The 13,267-nt window shown below is 40.9% G+C and carries 13 protein-coding genes and 2 pseudogenes; 7 read left to right on the forward strand and 8 right to left on the reverse strand.

Annotated elements, in window-relative coordinates:
* Nucleotides 1-6 precede the first annotated feature (6 nt).
* Both vicK and yycF read right to left on the reverse strand, forming a co-directional pair.
* Nucleotides 7-1,356, reverse strand: a complete 1,350-nt coding sequence (vicK, locus tag P7J58_RS05550) for a cell wall metabolism sensor histidine kinase VicK (RefSeq protein ID WP_029176482.1) — start codon at nt 1,354-1,356, stop codon at nt 7-9.
* Nucleotides 1,349-2,053: a response regulator YycF gene (gene yycF / locus P7J58_RS05555; protein WP_408555862.1), complete on the reverse strand. Its 705-nt coding sequence runs from the start codon at nt 2,051-2,053 to the stop codon at nt 1,349-1,351. The genes vicK and yycF overlap by 8 nt, the downstream gene beginning before the upstream one ends.
* 194 nt (nt 2,054-2,247) lie before the next feature.
* Here yycF and P7J58_RS05560 point away from each other — a divergent pair, with 194 nt between their 5' ends.
* The 6 genes from P7J58_RS05560 (at nt 2,248) to P7J58_RS05585 (ending at nt 6,420) form a co-directional block, all read left to right on the forward strand.
* Nucleotides 2,248-3,009 (forward strand): amino acid ABC transporter ATP-binding protein, encoded by a 762-nt coding sequence (locus tag P7J58_RS05560; RefSeq protein ID WP_408555861.1) that lies wholly within the window; start codon nt 2,248-2,250, stop codon nt 3,007-3,009.
* 10 nt (nt 3,010-3,019) lie between these two features.
* Nucleotides 3,020-3,859, forward strand: coding sequence for a transporter substrate-binding domain-containing protein (locus P7J58_RS05565; protein ID WP_408555860.1), 840 nt, complete (start codon nt 3,020-3,022; stop codon nt 3,857-3,859).
* Between the two features lie 14 nt (nt 3,860-3,873).
* Nucleotides 3,874-4,572, forward strand: a complete 699-nt coding sequence (locus tag P7J58_RS05570) for an amino acid ABC transporter permease (RefSeq protein WP_004298848.1) — start codon at nt 3,874-3,876, stop codon at nt 4,570-4,572.
* A 14-nt stretch (nt 4,573-4,586) separates the two neighbouring features.
* On the forward strand, nt 4,587-5,246 hold the full coding sequence (locus tag P7J58_RS05575) for an amino acid ABC transporter permease (RefSeq protein WP_105142740.1): 660 nt from the start codon (nt 4,587-4,589) through the stop codon (nt 5,244-5,246).
* Between the two features lie 122 nt (nt 5,247-5,368).
* On the forward strand, nt 5,369-5,662 hold the full coding sequence (locus P7J58_RS05580; protein WP_104932449.1) for an acyltransferase family protein: 294 nt from the start codon (nt 5,369-5,371) through the stop codon (nt 5,660-5,662).
* A complete protein-coding gene (locus P7J58_RS05585) occupies nt 5,626-6,420 on the forward strand; it encodes an acyltransferase family protein (protein ID WP_408572566.1) in 795 nt (264 codons plus the stop codon). Before P7J58_RS05580 ends, P7J58_RS05585 begins: the two co-directional genes overlap by 37 nt.
* Before the next feature lie 83 nt (nt 6,421-6,503).
* Here P7J58_RS05585 and thrS read toward each other — a convergent pair whose 3' ends face one another.
* From thrS to P7J58_RS05610, 5 genes and pseudogenes are all read right to left on the reverse strand, one after another.
* Entirely contained in the window at nt 6,504-8,456 is a 1,953-nt protein-coding gene (thrS, locus tag P7J58_RS05590) for a threonine--tRNA ligase (protein WP_289888094.1), read from the reverse strand.
* A 17-nt stretch (nt 8,457-8,473) separates the two neighbouring features.
* Nucleotides 8,474-8,845, reverse strand: a pseudogene (locus P7J58_RS05595) (MazG-like protein).
* Between the two features lie 262 nt (nt 8,846-9,107).
* Entirely contained in the window at nt 9,108-9,482 is a 375-nt protein-coding gene (locus P7J58_RS05600) for a hypothetical protein (RefSeq protein WP_408555858.1), read from the reverse strand.
* A 14-nt stretch (nt 9,483-9,496) separates the two neighbouring features.
* The gene (locus P7J58_RS05605; RefSeq protein WP_004298833.1) at nt 9,497-10,810 is read right to left on the reverse strand and encodes a glycosyltransferase family 4 protein; all 1,314 of its coding nucleotides are present in this window, start codon (nt 10,808-10,810) and stop codon (nt 9,497-9,499) included.
* Nucleotides 10,811-11,809 carry a glycosyltransferase family 4 protein gene (locus tag P7J58_RS05610; protein ID WP_044777039.1) on the reverse strand — a complete coding sequence of 333 codons (999 nt, stop codon included), beginning with the start codon at nt 11,807-11,809 and terminating at the stop codon, nt 10,811-10,813.
* Between the two features lie 309 nt (nt 11,810-12,118).
* On the opposite strand from P7J58_RS05610, the pseudogene P7J58_RS05615 reads away from it, so the two are divergent.
* Nucleotides 12,119-12,325: pseudogene (locus tag P7J58_RS05615) on the forward strand (cell surface protein); the annotation flags it as partial.
* 353 nt (nt 12,326-12,678) lie between these two features.
* On the opposite strand, the gene P7J58_RS05620 reads toward P7J58_RS05615, so the two are convergent.
* On the reverse strand, nt 12,679-13,267 hold a 589-nt coding region (locus P7J58_RS05620), incomplete at its 5' end, for a transposase (protein ID WP_248040112.1).

Genomic DNA, 13,267 nt, shown 5'->3' on the forward strand with positions numbered 1-13,267 from the left:
ATTCTCCTATTCTTCCTCATCTGAATCATCCCACTCATCTAGTGCGATGTCCTTGCTGTACGGCAAGACAATTGTAAACGTTGAGCCATGACCATATTCGCTTTTAGCCCAGATAAAGCCCTTATGCTGTTTCACGATTTCTTTTGCAATAGCTAAACCAAGACCTGTACCACCTTGGGCACGAGATCGTGCCTTGTCTACGCGATAAAATCGGTCAAAAATTCTAGGTAAATCTGCTTTCGGAATCCCCAGACCTTCGTCTGAGACGGATACAATCAACTGGCTATCTGTGGTCTTCATGCTGAAGGTAATTGTCCCGCCATCTGGCGAATATTTAATGGCATTATTTAAGATATTATCCAAAACCTGAGTCATCTTATCTGTATCAATCTCAACCCAAATAGGACTGATTTGATAGTCACGAACAATCGTATAGACCTTATCAGAATCAGCATTTTTCATTTGGTCAAAACGGTTAAGAATAAAGGTCACAAAAGCAGTAAAGTTTATCAGTTCGACATCTATCTGACCAACTTGATTATCAATACGCGATAAGCTTAGGAGGTCTGTAATCATCCGCATCATGCGGTTGGTCTCATCTAAGGATACCTTAACAAAACTCGGTGCAACAGACTCCGTCAGCGCTCCCTCATCCAGAGCCTCTAGATAGGATTTAACGGAAGTCAATGGCGTACGCAATTCATGACTCACATTTGACACAAACAGCCTACGTTCCCGCTCTTCCTTGGCCTGCTCGGTCATATCATGCAAGACGACAACCAAGCCAGAAATCAGACCACTCTCACTACGAATCGTGGCAAAATTAGCGCGTAAAGTCAAAAATTCTTCGTTTTCATTGGGGTGATCAATCACAATCTCAGGTGTCTGAGCCAACAAATCTCTCAACGTATAACGGTCTGATAAATCTAAAACCTCTAGCAGGTGATACTGCTCCTGCTTTGGGTTAGATAATCCCAACTGTTTCTGGGCCATATCGTTAATCATGATGATCCGTCCGATACGGTCTGTAGCAATAACACCGTCACTCATATAGGACAGGATGGACGTCAGACGCGTCTTTTCTTGTTCTAAATTATCATGAGTTAAGCGGATGACCTCGGACAAATCATTGAGGGAATTAGCCATGTCTGTAATTTCAGGACTTCCCCTCATGTCTAACACATCTGCATAATTCCCCTCAATTAAGGCATTGACTTTTTGATTGAGTTGTTTAATTTGCTTATTATCCCGATAGTTTTCAATCAAAAGGACCGTCAGAGCAATTAGAAAACCAATCAAAATGACAACAAACCAAAATTCTGCTGTGGTCATTAAATAACGTAATTGATTAATCATTTCCTTTTATAAAATATCCCACTCCGCGACGAGTAAGAATGTATTCTGGTCTGCTTGGTGTATCTTCAATTTTCTCACGCAGACGACGAATCGTTACATCCACCGTGCGGACATCACCAAAGTAATCATAACCCCAAACTGTTTCCAATAGATGTTCTCGAGTCATAACCTGACCTAAGTGTTTGACCAGATGGTGGAGCAATTCAAACTCACGATGGGTCAGCTCCAGCTCTTTGCCATGCTTCTTAGCGACAAACGCATCAGGCAGAATGACCAAATCGCCAATCACCAACTCTGGAGTTCCTGTTGACTCAATATTTGTCTGCGTTTCTGCCAATTCACTACGACGAAGAAGAGCCTTAACACGCGCCTGCAATTCGCGATTAGAGAAGGGCTTGGTCACATAATCATCCGCCCCGATTTCAAGCCCGATAACCTTATCAAATTCGCTATCTTTAGCAGATAACATCAAGATTGGAACATTGCTGGTCTTACGAATCGTTCGAGCGACCTCTAGTCCGTCCAACTCTGGCAACATCAGGTCCAAAATGACAATATCAGGAAATTCCGCTTCAAAAACCTCTAAGGCCTCACGACCATCAAAGGCAGTTACAACTTCATAACCTTCTCGACTCATATTAAATTTAATAATATCCGAGATTGGCTTTTCATCATCAACGATTAAAATTTTCTTCATTTTTATATTACCTTTATTTTATTTCTTCTATTATAACAAACTTACTTAAAAATTTCATTTTTAAGAACCAGCTTACATAACGATGTCACAAAATATAACATACTAAATATTAAATTGTCAGAATTTACTTGACATTCCTAATTTACAGTGCTACTATATTCATACGTTAGAAAACTTTACATAAGGAGAATTTTATGGCTTTAGTAGAATTTAAAGATGTTAACAAATACTACGGTGATTATCACGCCCTTCGCAATATCAACTTGGAATTCGAACCTGGACAGGTTGTGGTTCTCCTTGGACCTTCCGGTTCTGGTAAATCAACTCTTATCCGTACTATTAATGGTTTGGAATCAATTGATAATGGAAAACTTGTAGTTAACGGACACGATATCTCTTCTACTTCTATCAAAGAATTAGTTGCCCTCCGAAAAGAAGTCGGCATGGTTTTCCAGCACTTCAACCTCTACCCACACAAGACTGTGTTAGAAAATGTTACCTTGGCACCTACGAAAGTTTTAGGAATCGACAAGGCGACTGCTGAGAAAACAGCTCAAAAATACCTTGAATTTGTAAACCTATGGGATAGAAAAGATTCTTACCCAGCAATGTTATCCGGTGGACAAAAACAACGTGTGGCCATCGCTCGTGGCTTGGCAATGAAACCTGAGCTTCTACTCTTCGATGAACCAACATCTGCCTTGGACCCAGAAACCATCGGTGATGTACTTGCAGTTATGCAAAAATTAGCGCGAGACGGGATGAATATGATTGTTGTGACACACGAAATGGGCTTTGCCCGTGAGGTAGCTGATCGCATTATTTTCATGGCTGAAGGAGAAGTTTTAGTTGATACAACAGATGTGAATGGCTTCTTTGACAATCCGACAGAGCCTCGTGCCCAACAATTCCTCAGTAAGATTATCAACCACGAATCTGACAAAGTAAAACTCTAGGAGGAAGTCTATGGATAAGAAAAAAATCAACATTTTCTTTACAATTAGATTATTGGTCTTCGGACTTATTCTTCTCGTTTTCGCAAAACAACCAGTAGCTCAAACAGAAACACCCGCATCCATTACCAATAGTGATCAAGTTCAAGCTATCATCGATAGAGGCGTGCTCCGCGTCGGAGTGAAACAAGACGTCCCAAACTTTGGCTACAAGAACCCTGATACTGGTGAATTCGAGGGAATGGAAATTGACATTGCTCGAAAAATTGCAGATGAATTAGGTGTAGATATCGAATTTACTCCCGTTACTGCACAAACTCGCGGACCACTTCTTGATAACGGTCAAGTAGATATGGTCATCGCAACCTTCACCATCACTGAGGAACGTAAACTCCTCTACAATTTCACAACTCCTTACTACACAGATGCCGTTGGCTTCTTGGTTAATAAGGATAGTGGAATTAAGACATTTACCGACCTGGATGGAAAGACAATCGGTGTAGCTCAGGGTTCCATTACACGTACCCTCATCTCTGAACTAGCAGACAAATATGGTATCTCTGTCAATTTTGCAGAGCTTGGTTCTTATCCAGAACTCTCTGTCTCGCTACGTGCTCACCGTACAGACGCATTTTCTGTAGACCAATCTATCCTTTCTGGGTATATCAGCTCTAAATCTGAACTCATGGACTTTAGCTTCTCAGCTTCTGACTATGGAATTGTTACTAAATTATCTAACAAAGACCTTAACGACTACTTAAATAATCTCGTAGAAAAATGGACTGCCGATGGTAGCCTACAAAGCATCTATGATGCCTATGGCCTCAAACCAGTCACAGAAACTGACGAATAGAAAGGTGAAACAATATGACAGTTTTAACAACTAGTCCTTACGCTTGGGAGAATTGGGTCAGTTATTTCAAGGATTTTCCAACCTTTTTCCAAGGTTTTCTCTTTACCTTAGCCATTTCTGTCGGTGCCTTTATCATGGCCATGTTTTTAGGAATTGTCTTTGGTAGTCTCTCTTCAAGTAAAAATAAAGTTTTAAAAATCATCGCACGTGTCTATGTTGAATACTATCAGAACACGCCGCTTTTAGTTCAGTTCATGATTGTTTATTATGGACTTCCACTGATTTCAAATTATGTTCTCATGCCGTCCATCTACTGGACAGCTGTTATCTGCGTCGGACTCTATCACGGTGCCTATATCGCAGAGGTCATTCGTGCAGGGATTGAGGCTGTGCCTACTGGGCAGACTGAAGCCGCACTCTCACAAGGATTTACTCAAGCTGAAACCATGCGGATTATCATTTTACCACAGGCCATTCCGACCATTCTTCCACCTTTGACCAACCAAGTAGTAAACTTGATTAAGAATACGGCTACTGTTGCCATCATTTCTGGAGCTGATATTATGTTTATGACAAAATCTTGGTCTGCTATGAATGCCAACTACATCCCAGCCTTTGCTGGTGCTGCTTTCCTTTACTTCATCATGTGCTTCCCTGTTGCAAGCTGGGGACGTCGCATTGAAGAAAAGAATAAGTCAGCTTTTTCACACTAGAAGGAGGTTGAACGATGAATTATGTTTTAGAATTACTCAAACCTTCAACCTTCCAACTCTTGTGGAGTGGTTTGAAGTTAACCCTTTATATCTCTAGCATTTCGGTGGTTCTATCAGTTCTCTTTGGCATGATTTTAGCCATCATGCGTAATGGGAAAAATCCAATTTTCAAGTGGATTGCGACAATCTATATCGAGTTTGTGCGAAACGTGCCTAACTTACTTTGGATTTTCACCGTCTTCTTAGTCTTCCAAATGAAGTCAACGCCTGCTGGTATTACTGCTTTTACTATTTTTACCACAGCAGCCATGGCCGAGATTATCCGTGGTGGTCTAAACGCCATCGGACCGGGCCAGACCGAAGCTGGTTTATCACAGGGTTTTACCCCTGTGCAAATCATGGTTTATATCATCATGCCGCAGGCCATTCGCAAGATGCTGCCAGCCATCATCTCACAGATTGTGACGGTCATCAAGGACACTAGTTTCCTCTACTCCGTTATCGCCTTGCAAGAACTCTTTGGTTCTAGTCAAATCCTCATGGGCCGCTACTTTGAGGCGGAGCAAGTTTTCGCCCTCTATCTTATGGTTGCTCTCATCTACTTTGTCATCAATTTCGCCATTTCAAGCCTGTCACGTTATGTAGCTAAGTCTTGGGCTAGCAGTATTGAATAAACAATCTGAACCAGTTTTCTCAAGAAAGCTGGTTTTATGATATAATCAAAGAAAATGTACTCAAACCATTTTGGAAATGCCTCTGTTCCCAAATAGTTTAGAGTTAAATAAAGGAGAAACTTATGAAACGACTCATCTATATTGACCAGCTGAAAGGTTTTGGAATTTTAGCTGTCTTATTTCTGCATACAGTCGGTTATATTCGAAACGCTCTTCCATATACCGATATCCCTCTTTGGCGACTAGAAGCTTGGCTACACTCTTTCCTTATGCCATTTTTTGTATTTGTCAGTGGCTTTAGTTTCTATCATTTTTACCTAAAACCAAAACCTAGAAATAATACTTATATATATATATATATATATATATATATCGACTGTTGCAAATATACGCAGTCTTTGGCAGTAGTATTGTAATTAGCAAAATCCTCTTTTCAAGCTATACCGTTGATAAAGTAGACCCAAGTCACTTCCTTTCTAATTTTCTCCTGCCAGATACATCTATGTGGTATATTTGGTTTTTAATCCTTATGGCCTCCGCAACTCATATTCTCCATCGGTTGCAACTAACAGAACCAGTTTCACTGATTTGCATTGGTCTTTTTACGCTATTCGCTACACTATTTGGTGGTCCCTTAAATATTAGCAACTTACCAATCGGGTTACAACACCTGACTTCTTTACCACTATTTTATTTTTTAGGTATTTATTTTGCCAAGAAAGAAATTCACAAGAAAATGGTTAGACAGACCGTTTTTCACAGTTTAGCCGGTCTGGTCACCGTCTTCTATCTCATCTATTTACAGTCCTACCAAACCTACCCAAGTCAGCACCTGCCATTTCATACCTTCCTACGATATGCAAACGGACTAGCTATGACCTACCTGATTGTTTCTATCATAATCACTCTGGAAAGAAGATTACCCTCTATTATAGCTTGGTTTGGCCAGTATTCACTTTACTTCTATCTGGTACATACCTACATCCTGACAATTATTACTCTTTTCATAAAGAAATATTTTATAGATTTTTCTACACCTCTGCTGCTGCTCATAAGTTTTGGATTACTTCTTATCATCAATTCCCTAGTCTTGATGATTGTCAAAAGAATTCCTATACTGGATAAAGTATTTCAAGGGAAGGTGATTTCCTACCCTAAAAAGAAAAGTAACTAATAAGTGATACTAGCACTCCCAGCCAGTCGGTTGGGAGGTTTTTTTACATGCAAAAAGAAGCCCTTTCGGACTTCTTGCTTTATTTATTCAGCTGCTTCAGCTGGTCGTGACTTGCGGGCAATATCTGCTAGGATATGGTCCACAAATTCTGATACAGACTGAGTTTGTGTTGCCTTGCTTCCGTAGCGACGAACGTTGACTGCATTGTCTTCCATTTCCTTATCACCGACGATGAGCTGGTATGGAATCTTGCTGGTCTGGCTCTGACGAATCTTGTACTGCATCTTCTCATTCCGCTCATCCACATGTACTCGAACGCCACGATCTTGCAATTCTTTGGCAACCTTCCAAGCGTAGTCCAAATGAGCTTCCACAGAAATCGGAATCATGGTCACTTGGGTTGGAGCCAACCAAGTTGGGAAGGCACCCTTATAGGTTTCAATCAAGATAGCCGTGAAGCGTTCCATAGTCGAGATAACACCACGGTGAATCATGACTGGGCGGTGCTCCTCACCGTCAGCACCAATATAGGTCAGACCAAAGCGTTCTGGCAAGAGGAAGTCCAACTGAATAGTTGACAGAGTTTCTTCATTACCAAGGGCTGTCTTCACCTGAATATCCAACTTCGGACCGTAGAAGGCTGCTTCACCCTCTGCTTCAAAGTAGTCTACACCCATTTCATCCATGGCACCCTTCAGCATACGCTGGGCATTTTCCCACATCTCATCGTTGTCATAGTACTTCTCTTTGTCCTCTGGGTCACGATAAGACAGGCGGAAACGGTAGTCGTTTAGGTTGAAATCTGCGTACACATCGATAATCAACTGGAGAGCTTTTTTGAACTCTTCTTGGATTTGCTCAGGTGTCACGAAAATATGACCGTCGTTAAGAGTCATCTCACGTACACGCTGCAAACCAGTCAATGCACCTGATTTCTCATAGCGGTGCATCATACCAAGCTCAGCGATACGCACTGGCAATTCGCGGTAAGAACGCACATGGTTTTTATAAACTTGAATGTGGTGCGGGCAGTTCATCGGACGAAGCACAAACTCCTCACCGTCACCCATGTCCATAGTTGGGAACATATCTTCATGGTAATGATCCCAGTGACCTGAAGTCTTATAGAGTTCAACAGAAGCCAATGGTGGCGTATATACGTGCTGGTAGCCTGAAGCCAATTCCTTGTCTGTGATGTAACGCTCCAAGGTACGACGGATAGTCGCTCCATTTGGCAACCAGAATGGCAAACCTTGACCAACCTCTTGGCTAATCATGAAAAGATCCAATTCCTTACCAAGTTTACGGTGGTCACGCTCTTTGGCCTCTTCACGCATTTGCAGGTATGCTTTGAGGTCTTTCTTGTCAAACCAAGCTGTACCATAAACACGTTGCATCATCGGATTTTCGCTCTTACCACGCCAGTATGCACCAGCCACATTGAGCAATTCAAAAATCTGGATACGACCTGTTGACGGAACGTGTGGGCCACGGCAGAGGTCAACGTATTCACCCTGAGTATAAATGGTCAAACCGCCCTCATCATCAGAATGTTCCTGAATCAATTCCAACTTGTATGGATCGTTTTTGAAAATCTCAAGAGCTTCTTCCTTGGTCACCTCACGGCGTTCTGAAGGGAAGTTTTCCTTGACAATCTTCATCATTTCTTCCTGAATGCGTGGCAGGTCTTCATTTGAAATCTGACCAGCCGCATTGTCCGTGTCATAGTAGAAACCATCCTGAATAGCTGGACCAACCCCCAACTTGATGTCTGGGAAAAGACGACGAGCCGCTTGGGCAAACAAGTGAGCCGCTGAGTGACGCAAGATGTCCAAAGCATCCTCGTGGTCAGGCGTTACGATTTCAAGCGTACCGTCCTCTTCGATGGCACGAGTGGTATCAATCAATTTACCATTGAACTTACCAGCAAGAGCCTTTTTTGCCAAAGACTTGCTGATGCTCTCCGCAATTTCAAAAGTAGTTACACCAGCTTGGTACTCACGAACAGCACCATCTGGGAAAGTAATTTTTAACATAAGTATCTCCTTTTTATTTATTTTTTAATCCCCAATAACTCTTCTTTTTGAGTTAAAAAGGTTTCCATTTCTTTTTGAATATCAATATCCAGGCGGTCGGCTAATTCAATCAACCACCAGATATTTTCAGCCATTTTATGCTCCAAGGTATAGGGCGTTTCATCATAGTAACGACCCTGCTTGGTCATAATCAGGCGGTTCATGTTGCCAATATCATTGGTCAACAAGTCTTTATTTTAAGTTGTTGAGCTGAAACAGTCTATCCCCAGACTGTTTCACTCCTCAATGGACCACTCTTTATCGTGGTGTTTGACTTCCAACTCTCTGTAAGCCTTGCGAATAGCTAGGCAACGGTCAATCGTTTCTTGTGGAATGCTGGTCAACTTCATCTCCTTGTTTTGTCAAAAAAGAAAACACGACGCCCTCGCAAAAGGACGTCGTAACGTGGTTCCACCTTCATTCGCAGCCAAGCTAAAAAGCCTGACTACCTCAGATTGGCGATAAGGGAGCCACCCTTTTATGTTTGCATAAAATCATACCGAGTAGTGTCAATCCTATCCTCTATGTGCTTACACCAACCGCACACTCTCTCAAAGATTTCCTAGAATTGATAAGTCTCTAAAAGCTATTATAACAGGATTTCCTGATTTTTCAAGGATTTTTCCTCATTTTCTTTCTTAGAGAAAATAGCAGGGCTCCTATCCCATTTCCAATCAGAGCACATAAGGTGTAGACAATCTGATAGAGAATAATCCATTCCTTAAAGAAAAAGATGGTTACAGGATAAAGCAGTAAAACCAAGGCAAGAAGGCTAGGAGAAAAGCCGTGAAAAAATCCATAAAGAAGACCTGTTAGGAATAGCACAATGGGAGTATAGAGCAATATATTCCCAACCACCAGCACCTTAGAAAGCATAGTATCACTAATCAGATGAAAGGCAATCAGATAAATACCTGCATACATGGATAGTATAATAAGGGCTACTATAGCCAGACTCTTCAAACTCTCTTTCCGAAGCTTTTCCATTTGAAACCTCCAAATTAATCAAAGAAATTTCGAATTGATTTTACTTGTTCGACTGATTTTTTCAATATTTTTGCTGTCGTGTCTGTTGATTTAACTACTACTTTTTGCGGTAGGTAAATAGCCTCTTTTATCAATGCTTCTGCTACGCTATCTTGATTAGTATGTTCTTTTCTAAAATCATACGAAATCTTCAAATCTAGATAATATTCAAAAACCTTGCGTCCAAAATTCGTAGAAGAAATCTCATAGAGCTTCTTATCAAGCACATACGGATTCATTGGTGGCGTAGCAACAATCGCCTCAACGACGGCATCTGCCAACTCCTGTTCTCGAATGAAGAGTGTCCCAAACATCTTATCTGTTATAACGTTTTTTAAGTAGGGATTGCTATGTGCCAAAATAGGAGTTCCAGAAGCTAAGCTTTCTAAGAAAGTTAGTCCCTGTGTTTCACTGGTCGAAGCAGAAATAAAGAAATCCGCAGCTTTATAATAAAGTGCTGTATCACTTGGAGCAATCATTCCCGTCAACTGGACGTGTTCATCTAGATTAAGCTCCGCTATCATTTCCTGAAGATCATCTGTATAAGGTCCACCTCCGACAATGACCAACTTCACCTTGGGATTTTCCAGCAAAATTTTTGGCATTGCCTGAACGATTGCTTGGATATTCTTCTCGTGAGAAATCCTAGACAGACTTAACAACATCGTTTCATCACTAGCAATTCCTAGTTGTTCCCGCAACTCATCTGTTTCATCCTTGCCAATTTCTGGTCTATCAAACTTTGCCAAATCAATTCCTGTCGGAATGACTCGTTTAGAAATCGGAACGTTGTAACTCATTAAAAGATCTTCAACAATCTCACTGGGGCAAATTACCCCATCCAGATCTTTTAAAAATGCCCGTACTAAATATTTAACCATCCCGGGACGAATAATCCTCCCCTTGGCAATATAGTGTACGTAGTCTTCATACTGGGTGTGATAAGTATGTACCACCGGAATATCAAGTTCCTTGGCAATCATTTTCCCCAAAATCCCCAAAGAGAATTCTGTATGAGTATGAATAATATCTAGTTTATAGCGACTTGCAATTTTTAAGGCATCTGTAAAACCCGCGTAGGCCACTCGACGATCTTTAAAGGCAAAAAAAGGTACGCTAGGAATTCGGATAATGTCCCAATCTTCGTAGCGATTCACATCCTCATCTGTCGTCGTAAAAATAAATACCGTATGTCCCAATTTCTCCAACTCTGTCTTAAGAGTCCGAATCGAAGTCGCGACTCCTGAAACCTGTGGAAAATAGGTATCTGTAAACAATCCAATCCGCATTTACATCTCCAATACTTGTCGATAGGCATCCACCAATTGGTGGGAAACATTATCAATCGAGCGACTAACAGCAACCTGGTAGCCCGCCTCACGTTTATCAACCTGCTTGTTTAAGATTTTCTGAATAGAATCGACAAAATCATCCACTGTATGTCCCAATTCGGCAACGTTTTCGTCAATCCAACCATCGTAAACTGGAATATCTCTTAGAACAACATGCTGATGGCTAGCAAGAGCTTCCAGAACTACAATCCCTTCTGTTTCCTCATACGATGGGAAGAAAAAGGCATCCGCTCCGCTCATTGCACCTTGAAAAACAGCACCTTTAAAATAACCTGGAAACTCGACATTCGCTGGATGATCCCCCTCAACAATTTTTCTAATATATGACGGAATCAGCCACTTATTGATTGAACCGAGCCAAATGAAGCGGACATGCGGCATCTTTTCGGCTACCTTGACAAAGTCTTCAATTCCTTTACGTCGGAAGTAAAGTCCTGCACAGACAACAACTGGCTGACCTTCTTCAATTTTAAAATGCTCTCGAAAGACTGCTTCCTTGCGTTCATCCTTCTTATATTTATCTAAATCAATACCATTCGAAACGGCTATAATTGGCGTTGTCACACCGTAAGACTGGATGAGTTTTTTTGAATACTCTGAAGGAGTGATGACAAAGTCTGCCTTTTGGTACATACTTGCTAGATATTTCCCTACAAAAGGAGCTAGGGTATTTGAACCGATAAAGGAATTTTGAAAATCTTCCTTCGTGGAATGTCCATGCATGATTACCTTTTTTCCACTCCGTTTGGCTGCATGTAGCAATAACCAGGAGCGTGGACCATAGGTATTGATATGAATGACATCGTAATCTCCCAACAGGTCTGTCGTATAAGGAATGCCTGCCATATCTAGCGCTTCCATCTGGTGTTGAAGTGCCCGGCCAATTCCTGATTTCTCTAAAACAGTTTTACCTTCTAAATACAATAGTACTTTCATAATACCATTATAGCCCTTTTTTACATTTTTTCATATTTTAAACTGTATTCTACACGAATTTTGTATCAATTAAAACCAATACTAAAGAATATAATCCCAAATCTATGATTACATAAAAAACATATAAAACAGATTTTAAAAGCAGAAGGACAGCTTGAATGTTTTTTAGAAGATGTTATAATTTACGAATGGTGCACATTCTGGCACTAAGCGTTCAAAATTTATTGAGGACTTTAGATGTAAAATTTGCATGTTATAACGACACAGATTAGCTACATAAATCATGCTTTGAGAAAGGAAAAAAGGATAATGAATACTAAGAAATGGAGAACATCGCTCCTAATACCAGGAATAGTATTGTTTGGAACTGTTGCTCTAGTGAATAATGTATCGGCACAAGAATTAAAAAATACTATCATCAGCGCAAAACAACCTGATGGGGGACAGGCTACTTCAAAGACGGTTAATGTCAAAATACCAGCAGTAGTACGACTGATATGTAAAGCCCTTTGTCAAGTAAAAACAATCGAACTGATTAAAAAATGAAAAGTATCTAGAAAGAGCCTAGTTCTTAGCTTCGGGCATTGGCCACTCTGATATTCGTGGATTGGTTACCTACAGGTCAATGGTTCTGCCGCGAGTCCTACTCTCTATAAGCGTGGATCACAATTGTGCCACTTAGTCGTTTCGTAGATGACTCAAACCTTGAAGTCCTAAACTCCTTCAAGATACTTTCCATTCAAACATGATTTCAATCCTTATTTCTGTCCAAATTCACCCAGTGATTTTGGATAGAAATAGGGATTCCTCATCGCTCTGCGATGATAAAACTTAATGGTCAAAAGTGTACATGAAAACAAGCGCTAACTTCAAGCTATTCTTCCTGTCATCATCCCCCAAATAAAACCAGATAATTCTCGTGCAATAGCTGTTTTAGCAACATTTTGTTTCTTATTTTTTCCTAGAACAAGTGTGCGATAACGTCTTCTTAAGCGTTCATTAGCCTTATCCGCATAAGCAATCACCTCCACTCGGTTTCCACTTTGTCTCCTTTTCAATTCTTTGGATTTATACCCAATCGTCCCCTTAGCCAATGATTGTGCAGCTTCTATCAGAAGTCGTCTCACATGGCTATTCCCAGCTTTGGTGATAGCACCTCTTCTCTCCTTGTCGCCGCTAGAATTTTCGCTAGGAGTTAGCCCAAGATAAGAAGCAAAATGTTGAGCTGTCGCAAAGCGATTAAAATCACCGATTTCTGTCACAATGGAAAGAGCAGTTAGTGTTTTAATGCCAATAAAGCAAGAAAGCCGTGAGACCTTCTCTTGATAACTGTCGCTTTGACCCAGTTGCTCAATTCGTGCATCATACCGTTCTATTTGATCTACTAATTTCTCATAGGTCAATAGATATTCTGTCAAAATCTCTGCGTAAAGTCCATCAGGATTTAGGGAACGGAGC

Source organism: Streptococcus suis (genome assembly GCF_046032535.1).
In the GTDB taxonomy this organism is placed as follows: Bacteria; Bacillota; Bacilli; order Lactobacillales; family Streptococcaceae; genus Streptococcus; species Streptococcus suis_AK.

Coding starts and splice junctions, on each gene's coding strand:
- vicK (WP_029176482.1), bottom strand. CDS start 1,356: ATGATTAATCAATTACGTTATTTAATGACCACAGCAGAATTTTGGTTT.
- yycF (WP_408555862.1), bottom strand. CDS start 2,053: ATGAAGAAAATTTTAATCGTTGATGATGAAAAGCCAATCTCGGATATT.
- P7J58_RS05560 (WP_408555861.1), top strand. CDS start 2,248: ATGGCTTTAGTAGAATTTAAAGATGTTAACAAATACTACGGTGATTAT.
- P7J58_RS05565 (WP_408555860.1), top strand. CDS start 3,020: ATGGATAAGAAAAAAATCAACATTTTCTTTACAATTAGATTATTGGTC.
- P7J58_RS05570 (WP_004298848.1), top strand. CDS start 3,874: ATGACAGTTTTAACAACTAGTCCTTACGCTTGGGAGAATTGGGTCAGT.
- P7J58_RS05575 (WP_105142740.1), top strand. CDS start 4,587: ATGAATTATGTTTTAGAATTACTCAAACCTTCAACCTTCCAACTCTTG.
- P7J58_RS05580 (WP_104932449.1), top strand. CDS start 5,369: ATGAAACGACTCATCTATATTGACCAGCTGAAAGGTTTTGGAATTTTA.
- thrS (WP_289888094.1), bottom strand. CDS start 8,456: ATGTTAAAAATTACTTTCCCAGATGGTGCTGTTCGTGAGTACCAAGCT.
- P7J58_RS05600 (WP_408555858.1), bottom strand. CDS start 9,482: ATGGAAAAGCTTCGGAAAGAGAGTTTGAAGAGTCTGGCTATAGTAGCC.
- P7J58_RS05605 (WP_004298833.1), bottom strand. CDS start 10,810: ATGCGGATTGGATTGTTTACAGATACCTATTTTCCACAGGTTTCAGGA.
- P7J58_RS05610 (WP_044777039.1), bottom strand. CDS start 11,809: ATGAAAGTACTATTGTATTTAGAAGGTAAAACTGTTTTAGAGAAATCA.